At 64.1% G+C, this 16,956-nt stretch carries 17 protein-coding genes; 7 read left to right on the top strand and 10 right to left on the bottom strand.

All coding sequences use genetic code 11. The features are described from left to right. Nucleotides 1–3: 3 nt before the first annotated feature. The 7 genes from NH8B_RS10020 to NH8B_RS20475 form a co-directional block, all read right to left on the bottom strand. A complete protein-coding gene (locus NH8B_RS10020) occupies nucleotides 4–333 on the bottom strand; it encodes a hypothetical protein (protein WP_198408174.1) in 330 nt (109 codons plus the stop codon). 7 nt (nucleotides 334–340) lie between these two features. Beyond that, nucleotides 341–664, bottom strand: coding sequence for a helix-turn-helix domain-containing protein (locus tag NH8B_RS10015; RefSeq protein WP_014086826.1), 324 nt, complete (start codon nucleotides 662–664; stop codon nucleotides 341–343). Continuing rightward, the gene (locus NH8B_RS10010; protein ID WP_014086825.1) at nucleotides 651–1,298 is read right to left on the bottom strand and encodes a hypothetical protein; all 648 of its coding nucleotides are present in this window, start codon (nucleotides 1,296–1,298) and stop codon (nucleotides 651–653) included. Before NH8B_RS10010 ends, NH8B_RS10015 begins: the two co-directional genes overlap by 14 nt. Before the next feature lie 10 nt (nucleotides 1,299–1,308). Beyond that, entirely contained in the window at nucleotides 1,309–2,046 is a 738-nt protein-coding gene (locus NH8B_RS10005) for an AAA family ATPase (protein ID WP_014086824.1), read from the bottom strand. 33 nt (nucleotides 2,047–2,079) lie between these two features. After that, entirely contained in the window at nucleotides 2,080–4,227 is a 2,148-nt protein-coding gene (locus NH8B_RS10000) for a Mu transposase C-terminal domain-containing protein (RefSeq protein ID WP_014086823.1), read from the bottom strand. Beyond that, nucleotides 4,208–4,702: a hypothetical protein gene (locus NH8B_RS09995; RefSeq protein WP_014086822.1), complete on the bottom strand. Its 495-nt coding sequence runs from the start codon at nucleotides 4,700–4,702 to the stop codon at nucleotides 4,208–4,210. Before NH8B_RS09995 ends, NH8B_RS10000 begins: the two co-directional genes overlap by 20 nt. Before the next feature lie 61 nt (nucleotides 4,703–4,763). Continuing rightward, nucleotides 4,764–5,063 carry a helix-turn-helix domain-containing protein gene (locus tag NH8B_RS20475; RefSeq protein ID WP_014086821.1) on the bottom strand — a complete coding sequence of 100 codons (300 nt, stop codon included), beginning with the start codon at nucleotides 5,061–5,063 and terminating at the stop codon, nucleotides 4,764–4,766. 88 nt (nucleotides 5,064–5,151) lie between these two features. Here NH8B_RS20475 and NH8B_RS09990 point away from each other — a divergent pair, with 88 nt between their 5' ends. The 4 genes from NH8B_RS09990 to NH8B_RS09975 all read left to right on the top strand — a co-directional run bounded on the left by NH8B_RS09990 (nucleotide 5,152) and on the right by NH8B_RS09975 (nucleotide 9,428). Next, nucleotides 5,152–5,994 (top strand): XRE family transcriptional regulator, encoded by an 843-nt coding sequence (locus NH8B_RS09990; protein WP_232503444.1) that lies wholly within the window; start codon nucleotides 5,152–5,154, stop codon nucleotides 5,992–5,994. Between the two features lie 168 nt (nucleotides 5,995–6,162). After that, entirely contained in the window at nucleotides 6,163–8,346 is a 2,184-nt protein-coding gene (gene fdhF / locus NH8B_RS09985; protein ID WP_014087214.1) for a formate dehydrogenase subunit alpha, read from the top strand. Then, on the top strand, nucleotides 8,343–9,188 hold the full coding sequence (fdhD, locus tag NH8B_RS09980; RefSeq protein ID WP_041702916.1) for a formate dehydrogenase accessory sulfurtransferase FdhD: 846 nt from the start codon (nucleotides 8,343–8,345) through the stop codon (nucleotides 9,186–9,188). Before fdhF ends, fdhD begins: the two co-directional genes overlap by 4 nt. A 15-nt stretch (nucleotides 9,189–9,203) precedes the next feature. After that, complete coding sequence (locus NH8B_RS09975) at nucleotides 9,204–9,428, top strand: formate dehydrogenase subunit delta (protein ID WP_014087212.1); 225 nt, start codon at nucleotides 9,204–9,206, stop codon at nucleotides 9,426–9,428. Between the two features lie 134 nt (nucleotides 9,429–9,562). Here NH8B_RS09975 and NH8B_RS09970 read toward each other — a convergent pair whose 3' ends face one another. Then, nucleotides 9,563–10,507: a choline sulfate utilization transcriptional regulator gene (locus NH8B_RS09970; protein WP_014087211.1), complete on the bottom strand. Its 945-nt coding sequence runs from the start codon at nucleotides 10,505–10,507 to the stop codon at nucleotides 9,563–9,565. Between the two features lie 105 nt (nucleotides 10,508–10,612). Here NH8B_RS09970 and betC point away from each other — a divergent pair, with 105 nt between their 5' ends. From betC to NH8B_RS09955, 3 genes are read left to right on the top strand one after another with little or no spacing between them, the layout of a single operon-like run. Next, nucleotides 10,613–12,142: a choline-sulfatase gene (gene betC / locus NH8B_RS09965; protein ID WP_014087210.1), complete on the top strand. Its 1,530-nt coding sequence runs from the start codon at nucleotides 10,613–10,615 to the stop codon at nucleotides 12,140–12,142. Between the two features lie 31 nt (nucleotides 12,143–12,173). Beyond that, on the top strand, nucleotides 12,174–13,124 hold the full coding sequence (gene choX / locus NH8B_RS09960; RefSeq protein ID WP_014087209.1) for a choline ABC transporter substrate-binding protein: 951 nt from the start codon (nucleotides 12,174–12,176) through the stop codon (nucleotides 13,122–13,124). A gap of 7 nt (nucleotides 13,125–13,131) precedes the next feature. Continuing rightward, the gene (locus NH8B_RS09955) at nucleotides 13,132–14,796 is read left to right on the top strand and encodes a ClcB-like voltage-gated chloride channel protein (RefSeq protein WP_014087208.1); all 1,665 of its coding nucleotides are present in this window, start codon (nucleotides 13,132–13,134) and stop codon (nucleotides 14,794–14,796) included. A 6-nt stretch (nucleotides 14,797–14,802) separates the two neighbouring features. Here NH8B_RS09955 and murI read toward each other — a convergent pair whose 3' ends face one another. Together murI and NH8B_RS09945 are read right to left on the bottom strand one after the other, a co-directional pair. Next, on the bottom strand, nucleotides 14,803–15,594 hold the full coding sequence (gene murI, locus NH8B_RS09950) for a glutamate racemase (protein ID WP_014087207.1): 792 nt from the start codon (nucleotides 15,592–15,594) through the stop codon (nucleotides 14,803–14,805). A 178-nt stretch (nucleotides 15,595–15,772) separates the two neighbouring features. Next, nucleotides 15,773–16,807, bottom strand: a complete 1,035-nt coding sequence (locus NH8B_RS09945) for a Glu/Leu/Phe/Val family dehydrogenase (protein WP_014087206.1) — start codon at nucleotides 16,805–16,807, stop codon at nucleotides 15,773–15,775. Nucleotides 16,808–16,956 lie beyond the last annotated feature (149 nt).

Genomic DNA, 16,956 nt, shown 5'->3' with positions numbered 1-16,956 from the left:
TCTTCAATGTCCAAACTCGGTCCACACGATGCGGCAGCCACCCAGCTGAAACTGCCCCTCGCGGTACGGCCCGAAGTGATCCATCTGGCCGTAGCTGAAGTACACCGCATCGCCGCTTTCGATCAGGCGTCGGCACTGACCGCAGGTCTGGATGCGGATGGTCGGCCGGGCCGGCGTTTCAAGCTCGACCTTCACCACGGTGAGGCCGCTCTGGCTCAGTGCCTCGATGGCGGCCGCGGCCTTGAAGGTGGCGGCCAGCATCAGGGCGTTGAACGGCGGGCGCTTTGGTTGAACGGCGTGCGAATCTTTGATTCGCTCAGCGATCGATTGCATCTGCATCTCAGTCCCCTTGCGGTCGGTTTGGGCAGCGCTGGCAGGCGCGCCAGTGGCCCAGCTTCATCGGGTGGTGTGTTGGCGCCGCGCCGAGAGCGACGCTCCGGCACTCTGCCAGCGGTAGGGTCTGCCCGGCATGCGGGCACTCGACCACGTCCAGCAAGGCAATCGCAGCCCGGGCGATGCGGTCGGGCGCCACCGGGTACTTGCCAGCCAACACCAGGCTGATGCTGGTGCGGCTGTAGCCCAGCCGGCCGGCAATGGCGGCGATGCTGGTGCGCTCCGCCTCGGCGCGCAGCAACTCCAGCCAGCGCGGTTCAGAGGTCGTCATGGTCGATCTCCTGCTGCCACACCACCTTGCCCAGGTTCGGGTCGTAGACGTTCTTGGTGCGCTGGATCATCGGCGGGCGGGGGCCGGTGTAGCGGCCGGGCGCCAGGCGGTAGCGGGCCAAGGTTCTACCCTCCCCGATCCCTCGGGTCTTGGCCTCCGCCGTCACCACCAGATAACCCGCCAGCTTGAGGGCACGGATATAGCTGTTGGCGGAGTCCTCGCTGACCTTCACCTCCGACGTACTGGCATGAGCCGCCAGTTCGCGGCAGGTGAAGTCGCCGATGATGCGCATCACTCGCCACATGGCCTCCGTACCCAGCCCTTGTTTCACCACCTTGCCGTCCTTGGTCAGCCGGGGGGCCTCGATACCGTTATCCCGGGTCAGGCTGTAGCGCTTCACGGTGGCCAAGGGGGCATCGGCTGGCGTCAGGCAGGTAATGAAGCCACCTTTGTCCAGCGAGCGCAGATAGGTCAGCACAGTCTCGTCGTCGGCCTTGGCCACCCTGGCGACCTGGTAGGCGGTAAAGTCGTCCCGAAGCTTGCGGACAGCTTCCCAGGTACGTTGACGACTCCCCTTGCCGCCCACCATCTCCATGTTTGCCGGCTGACGTTTGGGGCGTTTGCGGTCGATCATGCCCTGCCCCTCATGCCATGGCGCGACGCTTCGGCGCGTCGCCGGTATACAAGGCACGCTCGCCCCACTGGGCGCGATCCACGCTGTCCCAACCTTCGATCAGGGCAGCGTCGTGGACGTTGACCAGGTTCACCGAGACGCGTCGCACCGAGCCGTGGCTGAGGGCCACCAGGTGGTTGAGCAGGTCGTCCGCCAGCGCCACCTCCGGGCAGTAGATCGCCGCCAGCTTGCGGACGTCGTCCAGATTGACCGGCGCCGCCGGCACCCAGGACAGCACCCGCCCATGAAAACGCTCGTACTTCTTCAGCTTGTTCGGCAGCAACTCCTCGCCGACCAACAGCAGGCTGGATTGGCTGCCCTCGTAGATGTCGCGCACCAACTCGACCATCGCGTGCTTATCGGCGGCGTAGTCGAACTCGTCGAGAATCAGCGGGCGCCGGCTGGCGGCCAGTTGCTCGCAGATCTGGTCCAGCAGCAGGGTGGTACGGCCCGCCGGTTTGATGCCCATCTCGAACAGGATTTTTTCCAGCAGGTCCTTGCGCGTCCAGGAAGAGCGCATCTGCACGTAATAGGCGCGGCTGCGGTTGGCCACCGCTACCGTGGCAGTAGTCTTGCCCCAGCCGGACGGGCCGTAATACACCGCCAGTCCGGGCAAGCCATCCTGCCGGTGCACCAGCTTCTCCATCACCACCGCCACCAGATCGAGGTTGGCGATGGGGGCAATGCGATTGACGCTATGGTCGAACATCGTTAACAATCCCCTTGAATCACACGTTTCACATCACGCCGAGGCCTGGTCCGCTTCGGCGTATTTCTGGCTCATCACCCGGAATTCGTGGCTCTTGGCATAGCTCGCCAGCCACTTGGTTTCCTTCTCGGTCAGCAGCCCGCCGGCTTCGGCCAACGTGCTCAGCTCGTGCCACACCCGAATGCGCAGCTCCGGCGCCGGTGGCACAACAAACCCTTCGGTATCGCCACTGGCCGCGTTAATCGTCCGCACCGGTTCTCGGTGAATTAACGGCACCTCCGGTTCGGCCAGGCGCTCGAAGGCACCCACGATGTCTCGCCCGGAAATGCCCGGCATCACCACCGGGCTGTCGATCACCGTCAGCGCCGGTCGGCCACCCCGCTCCTGTTCGATCACGTCACGTTTTTTGTCCAGGTTGCGCAGTTGGGCGGCGGCGCGTTTCTCCTGCGCGGCCGTTTTGGCACTGGTCGGCACATAGCTGCTGCGGTTGGCGTTCCACTCGGCCGTGCAGACAAAGCGGCCTTCGGTCAGGTACACCCACACCCGGTGTGGATCGTGGATGTCGTAGGCCACGTGCACCGTTTCGCCATGCAGCTCGGCAAGCGCCTCGTTGAAATACTGGTTGTTGAACAGCCGGACCTCGGCACGCTGTACCGTGCGCTCCATGCGCGGCCGGAACAGGGCCTCCAGGGTGGCGCTCTCCAGTCGCTCGGCCTGCCAGCCCTTGGCAACGAAGCCCTGCCACGCCTGATCCGGACTCAGCCCCTTCAGGCTGGCGTGCGGCCGGGCGTTGTACTCGGCCACGCGCTCTCGGCAGAACGGCAGGAAGTCGTCCCAGCCGATCAGCGGCATCCGCTTGGCGTTGCCGTTCTTGGTCAGCGCAGCGCGGGTGATCTTGAACTGGCGTTGGCGGGCCTGGGCGTCCATGTCGGCGCCCATGTAGCTCGGCAGCCTCTTGGCGGCGTTCACCCACAGCGTCTGGTGCAGGCGCTCGATGACGCCCCGAGCCTGCGAGTTGTAGGCGATGGAGTGCAGCATGGTCAGCCCAATGCGCCCCATCAGGCCGACGCCTTCGTCTTTCATCATGGCGTTGACGTAGCCGCTGCCGTTGTCGACATAGAAGATCGCCCCCATGCCGGCCTGCTCTTCGGCCATGCGCAACGCGTCCAGTACCGCCAGCCCCGATTCGGCCAGATCGATCGACCACCCCACCACGCGCCGGGTGGCGATGTCGACGATGCTGGTGATCTCCGGGCGGAACGGTCGCCCTGTAATCGGGTGCTGCACCTCGGCGTCAAAACAGTGGCCATCGGCCGACCAGACATCGTTTGGCAGCAGATCGCCGAAGTCGCGCCGGACAAACGGCTGCAGGCGCTTCAGGTCGCGGCTTTCCATGCGGCCCCGCTCCCGGCTCACCGTGCCGAGCTTTTTAAGGAAGCGCCGCACCACGTGCACGCTGGGCAGGATGCGTTCCAGCCCCATGTCAGCCCCCCTCGCCTGCATCTCCTCGCAAAACAACCGGTATGCCAGCTCGACCGAGGGTTTCTGCGGCTGCTGCCAGTAGCCGAGAAAATCCCGCGCCCACCAAGGAATGGTGAAGTCCGGCTGCGGCACTTGTGGGGCCAGATGCTTGGCATCTCGTAAAGCAAACCAGCGCTTCAAGGTGCGGATCGCGGGCAGCTCCCCTGCCCCCTTGCGGCCCCGCTTGTCCCCGGCACGGCGCAGCATGGCGACGATCAGCGGGTCGGCCGTACCGGTGGCCACGCTGGCCAACAGGTGCTGCATCGCACGTTCCTTGGTCAGTCCGCAGCCGGCCACCAGCTTGTCGATATGAGCCAGCACACCCAGGCGGGCGGCTTCCACGGTCTGTTGCTCGGTGGTCAGCGGCAGGGCCAGCTGCTGTTCACGCAGCACCGGTGCATTGCCCGGTTTGTCGATGACGGTCGGCAACGAGGCCACCAGTTGCCGCGCCACCTGGGTGCGGATGGCCTCCTGGACGGCGGCCGGCAGGCTGGTCAGGGCGTATTCGAAGCCACCGCCCCGGCCCGCTTTGCGACGGCTGTTCCACGATTCGGCCTTGGCCCGTAGACCGATGCCCTGAATCGTGCCGGGCAAGCCGGGCAGCTTCATCGCGGCCAACTCGGCGGCGCTGTAATGGGTTTTAACCGTGGGCTGGCTCATGGCGTTCCCCGAACAGTTCCAATTCCGGCTCGCCGGCCTTCATCACGTTCTGGCGGTGGTAGGCGAATTCGGACAAGGCGCTGGTCATGGCCGACAGGGTTTCTTCTGCGTCCAGCCCATCAACGTAAAACCGCGCCAGCAGTGCCATGGCCGTGGCGGCATGGGCTTGTATCTGGGCGACTTCAGCCACGCAGGCCTTCTTGCCGGTGGGAATCTCAATGACCACCTTGTTGCCGTGAGCCAGGCACAGGTACTCGCTCACATACGACACCCCGCAGAACGTCTCGAATTGACGCACCCGGTTCAGCGGCATGGAGGTTTCCGCCTGCCAGCGGTACAGGGTCTTCACCTCGACCCCCATCAGGTCGGCCAGCACCTTGACCGGGCGGCGATGCTCGGCGGCAAATTCGATGCACAGCTCGAATGCCTCGCTCAGACTGCTGGGGTGCACCGACTTCCAATGGCGTTTTCTCATCACGTGTTTCCTCTTATTGGGAAACGCAGCTCTGGTACGCTGTCGCGTCCAGGTCTACGCTTTAACCCATGACGATTGGGCAATTTGCAGATACTGGGGATACGGATGGGAAAGCCGGTTTAAAATGGCGCCGTTCGTAGCGGCTCGGCCAGATGGTCTCGGGTGCTTCACCGATAGCGGCAGCAATAATGCGTTCCGCTTTCGGCCAAGGACGGTCCAGCGCGTTGTTCAGTGCCCCCGCACTCAACCCGCTTTGCCGTGACAGCTCCCGCAATGACCAGCCTTGCTTATGCAGGGCCGCCACGATGTCCGCCCGGTGCCAATCCTCGGCGGATTTTTTTGGGGCGTGCGATGTGTTCATTCCTTAATCCTTTGCACTGATTAGGTGAACGCATCATACCTGAAAACAGGCTGCCTCAAGTGGTTTTCAACTTATTTTCAGGTTTGTTGTGTTTGAAAATAACAACATACCTGAAAATACATATTGTTTTCAGGTGCTTATGACGAACCTTAAAACAGGTATCGGCGAGTCGAAATCGCTTTCAGGTTTGCAAGACAAACCTGAAAGTAGCAGGTCCGCTCTTGGTGGGCGCATTCGGGAGGCCAGAGAAGAGCTTGGCGTACCTAGAAATGAGTCATCTAGCGTAGTTGGGGTATCTCTTTCTACATTCCAGGCCTGGGAGGCAGGGGAACGGGAGCCGGACGCTACCAAACTGTCCATTTTTGCTCGGCACTACGGCATATCTGCTGATTGGCTCTTATTTGGCGAAGGCCCCATGCGCAAGGGAGAGGCCGAGGTAGCAGCTCCCTCCCCGCAGAGAGAGCCTTCTCCATGTATCTGCCAGGACACCCTGGGAAATCCAGTCAGCCTGGAAGACTTCGTTTTTATCCCGCACTTCAATCTGAAGGCTGCAGCAGCTCACGGCTCGGCCACTGATGGTGAGAAGCCTGTGTTCTCAATGGCTTTCCGCCGATATTGGGTCGAGCACTACCTGCGCGCCGACCCCAAGGATTTGTCGGTGCTATCGGTCAAGGGAGACTCCATGGAAGGGGTGCTAAACGACCGCGACGCGATCCTGGTGAATCACACCGACAATGAACCAGGCACAGGCCTATACGTACTACGCTTGGACGGCGACCTGATTGTGAAGCGGGTACAGCGCATCCCCGGTGGGAGACTGAAAGTTCTGAGTGCCAACGAGGCTTACGAACCTTTCGAGGTCGATCTGAACAAGCCGACGGACGACTTCGCCATCATCGGGCGCGTCGTCTGGTACGGGCGACAGGTATAGCCATCCCTTTACCTGATTGAGTGACAAAAAAGCCGCGAAACTTCGCGGCTTTGTCTTTGTTGAGCGTTAAACACAAAATCGTGGTCAGTCGACGACATCTCGGCTGAAAGCCTTATCACATCCCGGTTTAGCCCAGTTCATCCCGGCTCATCCCACCGATACAGCCCTGTGCCAATACTCCCGCAACACCACATCCAGTTCGGCCAGCCGGAACACAGCAAGATCACCACCTGCGCCTACTGCGGCGTCGGTTGCGGTTTCAAGGCCGAGATGAAGGGCAACCAGGTAGTGCGCATGACGCCGTGGAAGGACGGCAAGGCCAACGAGGGTCACGCCTGCGTCAAGGGCCGCTTCGCCTGGGGCTACGCCACCCACCCGGACCGCATCACCAAGCCGATGATCCGCAGCAAGATCACCGACCCGTGGCGCGAAGTGAGCTGGGACGAGGCCATCGCCTACGCCGCCAGCGAGTTCAAGCGCCTGCAGGCCAAGTACGGCAAGGATTCCATCGGCGGCATCACCTCCAGCCGCTGCACCAACGAAGAAACCTACCTGGTGCAGAAGTTGATCCGCGCCGGCTTCGGCAATAACAACGTCGACACCTGTGCCCGCGTCTGCCACTCGCCCACCGGCTACGGCCTGGGCCAGACCTACGGCACCTCGGCCGGCACCCAGACCTTCAAGTCGATCGAACAGACCGACGTGGTCCTGGTGATCGGCGCCAACCCCACCGACGCCCACCCGGTGTTCGGCTCGCGCATGAAAAAGCGCCTGCGCGAGGGCGCCAAATTGATCGTGATCGACCCGCGCCAGATCGATCTGATCAACAGCCCGCACATCCAGGCCGACTACCACCTGCCGCTGAAACCCGGCACCAACGTGGCGATGATCACCGCGCTGGCGCACGTCATCGTCACCGAAGGGCTGCTGGCCGACGACTTCATCGCCGAACGCTGCGAAGAGAAATCCTTCCACGACTGGAAAGACTTCGTCGCCAAGCCGGAAAACTCGCCGGAAGCCACCGCCGAGATCACCGGCGTGCCGGCCGAGCTGGTACGCGGCGCCGCGCGGCTGTACGCCACCGGCGGCAACGCGGCGATCTACTACGGCCTGGGCGTCACCGAGCACAGCCAGGGTTCCACCATGGTGATCGGCATCGCCAACCTGGCGATGGCCACCGGCAACATCGGCCGTGAAGGCGTCGGCGTCAACCCGCTGCGCGGCCAGAACAACGTGCAGGGCTCGTGCGACATGGGCTCCTTCCCGCACGAACTGCCGGGCTACCGCCACATTTCCGACGACGCCACGCGCCACCTGTTCGAAGACGCCTGGGGCGTGACGCTGGACCCGGAGCCGGGCCTGCGCATCCCCAATATGTTCGACGCCGCGCTCTCGGGCAGCTTCATGGGCCTCTACTGCGAAGGCGAGGACATCGTGCAGTCCGACCCGAACACCCAGCACGTCACCGCCGCGCTGTCGGCGATGGAATGCATCGTGGTGCAGGACATCTTCCTTAACGAAACCGCCAAGTACGCCCACGTGTTCCTGCCAGGCTCCTCGTTCCTGGAAAAGGACGGCACCTTCACCAACGCCGAGCGCCGCATCTCGCGCGTGCGCCAGGTGATGAAACCCTTGGCCAAGTACGCCGACTGGGAAGTCACCCAGCTCTTGGCCAACGCCCTGGGCCTGAAGATGGACTACACCCATCCGTCACAGATCATGGACGAGATCGCCCGTCTGACACCGAGCTTTGCCGGTGTCAGCTACGAGAAGATCGACAAGCACGGCAGCGTGCAGTGGCCGTGCAACGACGACGCGCCGGATGGCACCCCGACCATGCACATCGACGGTTTCGTGCGCGGCAAGGGCAAGTTCTTCGTCACCCAGTACATCGCCACCGATGAAAAGGTGAACCGGCGCTTCCCGCTGATCCTCACCACCGGCCGCATCCTGTCGCAGTACAACGTCGGTGCCCAGACCCGCCGCACCGCCAACAGCATGTGGCATCCGGAAGACGTGCTGGAGATTCATCCGCACGACGCCGAGGAGCGCGGCATCAAGGATGGCGACAGCGTGGCGGTGACCAGCCGTGCCGGCGAGACCGTGCTGCACGCCAAGGTCAGCGAGCGCATGCAGCCGGGCGTGGTGTACACCACCTTCCACTTCCCGGAATCCGGCGCCAACGTGATTACCACCGACAATTCGGACTGGGCCACCAACTGTCCGGAATACAAGGTCACCGCGGTGCAGGTGCTGCCGGTAACGCAGCCGTCCGAGTGGCAGCAAAGCTACCAGCGCTTCAACCAGACCCAGCTCGAACTGCTCGAGCAGGCTGGAGAAGGCAAGGCATGATGGGGGCGCCCGAGTCCTCTCCTAGCCCCAGCGGCGCCACCACCCGTCAGGTGCAAACCTGGCAAAACGGGGTGGTGGCCGACAGCCTCGACACCTTGGCCGAAGAAATTCCGGTGGCGCTGGAGTTCAACGGCATCTCGCACGCGGTGATGCTGGCGACTCCGCTCGACCTGGAAGACTTCGCGCTGGGTTTTGCCCTCAGCGAGGGCATCGTCGACACGCCGAAAGAAGTGTTCGACATCCAGGTCGAGACGGGCTGCGACGGCATCACGGTCAAGCTCGAGATTGCCGCCGGCTGCTTCGCCCGGCTCAAGGAAATGCGCCGCAACCTCACCGGCCGTACCGGCTGCGGGCTATGCGGGACCGAAAGCCTGGCGCGCGCCATTCGTCCCTTGCGGCCTCTGGCGCAGCCGCGAACGCTGGATGCCGAGGCGGTGCGGCTTGCCCTGACCGGGTTGCGCCGGCATCAGGCGCTGCAGCAGGTTACCGGGGCGACGCACGCCGCCGCCTGGTGCGACGACAGCGGCGAGCTGCGTTTGCTGCGTGAAGACGTCGGCCGCCACAACGCCCTCGACAAACTGATCGGTGCGGCCTTGGCCTCGCAGCCCGCCGAGCGCGATGGCTTCATGGTGGTCACCAGTCGCGCCAGCATGGAAATGGTGCAGAAAACCGTGACCGCCGGCTTCTCCACCCTGGTGGCGATTTCGGCCCCGACCCGGCTCGCGGTGGACCTTGCCCAACAGTCCGGCCTGTGCCTGATCGGCTTTGCCCGCCCCGAGCGCTGGGTCGCCTACAGCCATGCCGAACGTATCGCCGCCCCGCTCCCACGCTCCTCCGATTGAAACCGAGAACGCACCATGGATACACATCACCTGACCCGCATGGCCAACCAGATCGGCAGCTTCTTCGAGGCCATGCCGGATCACCAGGAAGCCCTCGCGGGCATTTCGCAACACATCAAACGCTTCTGGGAACCGCGCATGCGCCGCGAACTGCAGCAGTACCTGCAGCAAGGCGACGGTGCCGAATTGAGCGGGATCGTACTCGAAGCACTGCAGGCCGATGACGACTGGAAGGTCTGATCGCCCGAGCGGATAGCCCCAACGCCCGGCACCCGAAGACGGTTGCCGGGCCGTTTTCATGTGGCGTGTCGACCAGGCCAACGGCTCCGCCCGGTTTCGCGAGCCAGCTCTCCGCCTGCCCCCTTGTCGTCACCCTATGCGGATGTACCGCCCGGCCCAGCCTGTTCCTGAGCCCCATTCGCGCACACCTCACGCGCCCAGCGTCGGAAACGCCCAATTACGCCCGTCAATCGGGTCGACTCCCGCAGCACCAAAAAATAGCCGCGCGGCGTCGTGATCGGCGCATCGACCAGACTGACCAGTTGTCCACCTGCCAGCAGATCCTGCACCAGCGGCAGCCAGCCCAAGGCCACGCCCTGTCCGCTCATGGCGGCCTGAAGCACCAAGGGATAATTGTTGAAGGTCAGGTCGTGCCCGGGATGATGATCGGGCAGCCGATGCCGCTGGAACCAGTCGGGCCAGTCCATCCACCGTGCCGGGGTGGGACGCTCCAGGTGAAGCAAGGGCACCTCGGCCCAGGGAATCGTCTCGCGCCGCCAGCCCGACGCCGCGAGGAAGGACGGGCTGCACACGGGCACGACACTTTCCGGCAGCAGCTTCTCGGCCACGCAGCCCGGCCAGTGCCCTTCGCCGAAGGCAATGGCGACATCGATTACCTCGTCGCGCAGGTCGATCGCCTGCTGCGAGGTGATGATCCTGACTTCCAGCTCCGGCATCTCCTCTCTTAGCGCAGGCAAGCGCGGCATCAACCAATAGGCGGCAAAACCGAAGTCGGTTGCCAGGGTGAGCAAGGGCTGGCGCCGGCGCGCCAGTATCTCCCCGGTCACTTCCCCGATCAGCTCCAGCCCCTGACGCACCGCTTCGAAGAGACGCGCCCCGTCCGCCGTCAGGCTCACTCCGCGATGGCGCCGCGTGAACAAGGGGACGCCGAGTTCGCTCTCCAATTGACCCACACGCAAGCTGACCGTCGGCTGGGTACTACCAAGCTCGGCCGCCGCCGCCGTGAAGTTGAGGTGGCGCGCGGCCGCTTCGAAATAGAGCAAGGTGTGCAAGGCCGGAAGCCGGGATGGTTTTGCCATATCGTTTTCTTATGCCTTCATATCATTTTATAGCGTTCACACGGTTGTTATCAGACGCTACATTGTTTCCAAGCATAAGCCAAGCCAATGACAAGAGAGCAAGTCGTGAGCAAGAAACCCAACATCCTGATTCTGATGGCCGACCAATTGACGCCGGGCGCTTTGGCTGCCTACGGCAATACCGTCTGCCAAACCCCCAACATCGACAAACTGGCCCACTCCGGGGTGGTGTTCGATTCGGCCTATACCAACAGCCCGCTGTGCGCACCCGCCCGCTACGTATTCATGTCCGGCAAGCTTCCCTCGCGCATCCACGGCTACGACAATGCGTCGGAATTGCCATCGGAAGTCCTGACCTTCGGCCACTACCTGCGCCATGCCGGCTACCACACCATCCTCTCCGGGAAAATGCATTTCTGTGGCGCCGACCAGCTGCACGGTTTCGAAGAACGCCTGACCACCGACATCTACCCTGCCGACTTCGGCTGGACGCCGGACTGGACGCAGCCCGAAGTGCGTCCCAGCTGGTATCACAATATGGGCTCGGTGATCGATGCCGGCGTCTGCGTGCGGACCAACCAGCTCGATTTCGACGAGGAAGTGGTGTTCGCCGCGCGGCAGAAGCTGTTCGACCTCGCCCGCGGCAACGACCCGCGTCCGTTCTGCATGGTGGTCTCGCTGACCCACCCGCACGATCCGTACGCCATCCCGCAGCGCTACTGGGACCGCTACCGGCACGACGAGATCGACATGCCCAAGGTCACGGCGGCTGACGTGGAGGCCGACCCACACAGCCTGCGGCTGCGCCATGTCAGCGATATGGACAGCACCCCGCTCAGCGACGAGCAGATTCGCAATGCCCGGCATGCCTATTACGGCGCGGTCTCCTTCGTGGACGACCAGATCGGCGCGGTGTTGGACGCCCTGCAGCAGACCGGCCAGGCCGACGACACCATCATCATCCTGCTGGCGGATCATGGTGACATGCTGGGAGAGCGCGGACTCTGGTACAAGATGAATTTCTTCGAGGGCGCTGCCCGCGTGCCGCTGATTGTCAGTGCACCGGCACGCTTCCCTGCCGGCCGTGTCGGCGCCTCGGTCTCGCTGGCCGACATATTGCCCACGCTGGTGGACCTCGCGCATGACGGCGACAGTCCCGCCCCTCCAGAACCCCTCGACGGGCGCAGCCTGTGGCCTCATCTCGCCGGGCAAGGCGGGCACGATGAAGTCATCGGCGAATACCTCGGCGAAGGCGCCATCGCCCCGCTCGTGATGATTCGGCGTGGCGGCTTGAAGTACATCCACAGCCCAGTCGATCCGGACCAGTTGTACGATCTGCGCGTTGATCCGCTGGAACGAAACAATCTGGCGGACGACCCGAGCCAGGCCGACCGCATGCACGCCCTGCGCCGGGAGGTGGCCGAACGCTGGGACCTGCCCGCGCTGCATCAGGAAGTTTTGGCCAGCCAGCAACGCCGGCGCTTCCACTACGAGGCGCAAACGATGGGGCAACGCAAGGCGTGGGACTTCCAACCCTTCCAGGATGCCAGCCAGAAATACATGCGCAACCACATCGAGCTCGACACGCTCGAAGCAATGGCGCGCTTCCCCAAAGTTCACGGACACGGTGGTTGAATCCCATCGCCCAAACGAAGGAGCAGGTACCATGCGTTACACACACACGTTTACCCTGTCATGCGCGCTGTTGGCACTGAGCGCCGGCCACGCCGCCTGGGCTGCCGATCCCGAGTCCTGCACCACCATCCGCATGCCCGAACCGGGCTGGGCGGACATCTCGGCCACCAACGCCATTGCCGGCATCGTGCTGGAGGCGCTGGGTTATCACCAGAAAGCCGACACGCTGTCGGTTCCGATCATCTATCGCGGCCTTCAGATGGGCCAGGCCGACGTATTTCTCGGCAACTGGATGCCGGCCCAGAAACCGATGGTGGAAGGACCGCTCCAGGATGGCTCGATCGTATCGCTGCAAAGCAACCTCGATCAGGCGAAATTCACCCTGGCCGTACCCTCCTACGTCGCCGCGGCGGGGGTGAAGAGCTTTGCCGACCTGCAGAAACATGCCGATCGGTTCGGGCACAAGATCTATGGCATCGAAGCGGGAGCCCCAGCCAACCGCAACATCCAGAACATGATCAAGGCCAAGGACTTCAACCTGGGTGACTGGCAGCTGGTGGAATCCAGCGAGGCCGGCATGCTGAGCCAGGTCACCCGCAAGGTCGCCGCCAAGGATTTCGTGGTGTTCCTCGCCTGGGAACCGCACGCCATGAACACCAAGTTCAAGCTGAACTACCTGGCCGGTGGCGACGCTTACTTCGGCCCCAACTACGGCAGCGCCAGCGTGCATACGGTGACGCGCAAGGGCTTTGCCAGCCAGTGCCCCAATGCCGGCAAGCTGTTCACCCAGATGAAGTTCAACGTCGACCTGGAAAACCGCATCATCAGCGACATCCTCGACAAGAAGCAGGATGCCAAGGTCGCGGCCAGGGCGGCGTTGAAGCAATCGCCGGAGCTTCTGGCGAGCTGGCTGGCCGGCGTGCAGACCACTCAGGGTGGAGACGGCCTGGCGGCCGTCAAGAAGGCGCTGCAGCTCAAGTAAGCCGGGCATGACTCCGCATCGTTCCTCCCCGTTCGGGCTGCCGCTGCTACTGGCGGCGGCATCCCTCACCGGTTGCCTGGGCGCCTTGGCCACTCACGGTTTCCGCCTGCTGCTCGATGGCGCGAGCCGCTGGCTATTCGGCGACAACGGTGGTCCGGTGCAAGTGGCCGGCGCGCTCTCTCCCGGGCTGCGCGTGCTGACGCCCGTCATCGGAGGCATCGCGGCGGGGTGGATCCTGCAACAGCTCCCGCAGATTCGGCAGCATACTTCCGACTACATGGAAAGCATTGCTTTGGGCGATGGCCGGCTCTCACTGCGTGCCACGCTGCTGCGCGCGGCCTCGTCGGCCATGTCCATTGTCTCGGGCAGCTCGATCGGACGGGAAGGTTCGATGATCCAGCTGGCTGCCCTGGCCGGTAGCCTGCCGGCTGCGCTGGCCCGGCTCGGCACCGCCCACCGCCGCCTGCTGCTGGCCTGCGGTGCCGCCGCCGGCGTCAGTGCGGCCTACAACACACCTGTTGCCGGTGCGTTGTTCGTTAGTGAAATCATTCTGCGCTCGGTCACCATCGAAACACTGGGCCCCTTGTTGCTGGCGGCCGCCGGCGCGCAGCTGACCAGCGCCTGCCTGTTTGCCGACGCCGCTATCTATCAACTGCCCCCGCTGACCGCGCAGGGAGACAGCAGCGGGTTAGGGGTCGCGCTGCTGGGCATCGTTGCCGGCCTGCTCACGCCAGGTTTTCAGCGCTTGTTGCATCGGAGCAAGGCCATCTTCGGCCAACTGCCGCTGCCGCTATGGCTCAAGCTGGGACTGGGAGGGGCCTTCGTCGGCGGCTTGTCGCTGCTCACGCCCCACGTATGGGGCAATGGCTACAGCACCGTCGGCCAGCTGCTGCACACCGCCTGGCCGCTCGGTTTGCTGCTGGGCGTGCTGACCTGCAAGCTGCTGGCCACCGCGGCCGCCACCGGCTCGGGGGCGGTGGGGGGCATCTTTACGCCGACCCTGTTCGTCGGCGCCGTTCTGGGCGCCGTGTGCGGTCATGCGATAACCGGGCTGACCGGCCAGCCGGCCGGTCCCTTGTGGGTGGTGGCCGGCATGGGGGCCTTCTTGGCCGCCGCCACCCAGGCCCCGCTCATGGCCATCATCATGCTTCTTGAGATGACCCGCACGCCCGGCGCTGTCGTACCGCTGATGCTGGCGGTAGCCACCGCGCATCTGACCGTCCGCCTGCTCGGTTGCCGCTCGATTTACGCCCATGCCCTGCCCAAGGGCGAAAAGGACCGACATGCCGTGCTCGACATCGTGCAGAAGAACACGCCGCATCTTCCCTACCCCGCCAGCCTGCGGCAACTGGCGGATACCTTTGCCCACTGGCGCTGGCAGCATGTCTACATCACCGATTCCCGGCGGGGCTTCATGGGGGCGGTGCCGATCCACGAGTTTCATGCTCTTCAACGACAGGAAAGCGATCCGGACCGCCGAATTCCCGACGCGCTGATACGTCTGGATTTTCCCCGCGTCAGCGCCGACATGAGCCTGGCCGAAAGCCTGGAATTGATGACCACCCACCACGGCGAGCGGCTGCCGGTGGTCGGGGCTCAGGGCGAGCTGCTGGGGCACCTGAGAAAAAACGACCTGCTGAAACTGCTGGGGACGCGCTGGTCGTTTTTATAAACGGCCTCAACGGGCGGCGATGCGATCGAGGTCCACCGTATCCACCTCGGCGTGATGCCCCAGGACCTGACGCAGAAAATGGCGCATGCCGGGTGCTTCACCGGTGGTGACGAAACGATGGGCCGGCACGGTGCCCGGGGGGCTGGAGAGGCCGTGCCGCTGCAACAGACGTTCGGCCTGCAGGCTTACCGCCCGCGCCGGATCGATCAGCTTGACGCCAGCCGGTAGCGCCCGCTCGATCAGGGGGGAGAGAAATGGGTAATGAGTGCAGCCCAGCACCACCTGATCGACGGTGTGCGCCCGCAGGGGCTGCAACTGACGCTCCACCACGCGTTGCGCCTGTTCGCTGGCGAGGTCGCCATTCTCGACCAGTTCGACGAAGCCATCGCCCGGTAGCGGCAGTATGTCGACACTGTCGTCGTACTGCGCCTTCAGCTCCAGGAACTTGTCACCCTTCAAGGTGGCGCGGGTCGCCAGCACGGCGATCTGCCCGCTGCGCGAGTGCAGGGCCGCCGGCTTGACCGCCGGCTCCATGCCGACGATGGGCAGCTCGGGGTGGCGTCGGCGCAATTCACGTGCGGCGGCGCTGGTGGCCGTATTGCAGGCGATGACGATCAGCCTGGCTCCCTGGCCGACCAGGTAGCGGGTGATTTTTTCCGACCGGGCCAGAATATCCTCGTGGCTGCGGCCGCCATAAGGGCAGTAGGCGCGGTCGGCGAGGTAGATCACCGGCTCCTGCGGCAGCAGCCGGGTCAGCTCGCGCCACACCGAGAGTCCGCCCAGGCCGGAATCGAACATGCCTATCATCGTTGCCCTACCCTTTGTTGCGTCATCATGGCCGTCGTCGCCCGACGGGTATCATTTCGTTGTTGTTTGGTTGTCGCCGGATCGATCGAAAACGCCGCCTTCCTCGAGGGAAGGCGGCGTATTTACCGACACGGAGCGGCGTAACCGCTCCGCGCAAGACGCAGTGCCTTCAGGCGAAGCGTGCACGCGCCAGCGTGTCCGCGGCGCGGCTGGTGGCGACACCGTCGCGCTCGGCCATCTGGAACACTTCGTCCAGCGTCCCGGAGATGGCGCGCACACGGTCTTCCACACTATCCACCGGTTCTTGCAGGTACTCGGCGCAGACCTTGATGATGCCGCCGGCGTTGATGACGTAATCCGGGGCATACAGCACGCCGGCATCGCGCAGCATTTCGCCGATGTCATCGGTGGCGAGCTGATTGTTGGCCGCGCCGGCGACGACGGAGCATTTGAGCCGTGGCAGGGTCTGTCGGTTCAACACCGCGCCCAGGGCGCAGGGGGCGAACACGTCAGCCTGGGCGTCGACGATCTCGTCGGGAGCCACGATGCGGGCGCCGAATTCTGCCGCGGCACGCTCGCCGTTGGCACGGTCGATGTCGGCCACGATCAGCCGGGCTCCCGCCTCGTGCAGGCGACGGGCGAGATCATACCCGACATGCCCAAGCCCTTGCACGGCCACCGTCAGGCCATTAACCGAATCGACGCCGAGGCGATGGCGTACCGCGGCTTCGATACCCACGAACACGCCCAGCGCCGTTGCCGGCGACGGATCGCCGGTACCGCCCAGATCGCCCGACAGGCCGGCCACGTAGCGGGTCTGCTCACGCACGAAGGTCATGTCGGCCGGGCTGGTGCCCACGTCCTCTGCCGTGATGTAGCGACCGCCCAACTGGTCGATGGCGCGGCCCAGGGCACGGAACAGTTCGGGCGATTTGCTGGTGCGGGCGTCGCCGATGATGACCGCCTTGCCACCACCGATGGGCAGGCCAGCCATGGCGTTCTTGTAGGTCATGCCACGCGCCAGGCGCAGCGCATCGGTCGCGGCGGCGGTGCTGTCGGGATAGGCCCACATGCGACAGCCGCCCATGGCCGGACCACGGTGCGTGTTGTGGATGGCGATGATGGCTTTGAGACCGGATTGGGAATCGGAGGCGAAAACGACCTGCTCATGCCCGTCGAAATCGGGCAATTCAAAAATGCTCACGGTATCTGCTCCATAACGTGTGGTTATTGGGCACCCTTGTTGTATTGCGGTAGGTGCGGCCCGCCAGCCCGGCAATTTTGTCACCGAACGGTAACAGCATACCCAATCGCGACGCGCCTGTGTACCACGGCGTCGGCCGAGGAAGACTC

It is taken from the genome of Pseudogulbenkiania sp. NH8B, from assembly GCF_000283535.1.
In the GTDB taxonomy this organism is placed as follows: Bacteria; Pseudomonadota; Gammaproteobacteria; order Burkholderiales; family Chromobacteriaceae; genus Pseudogulbenkiania; species Pseudogulbenkiania ferrooxidans.
Note: the sequence above shows the minus strand (reverse complement) of the source record. Positions and strands in the feature narration are given on the sequence as shown.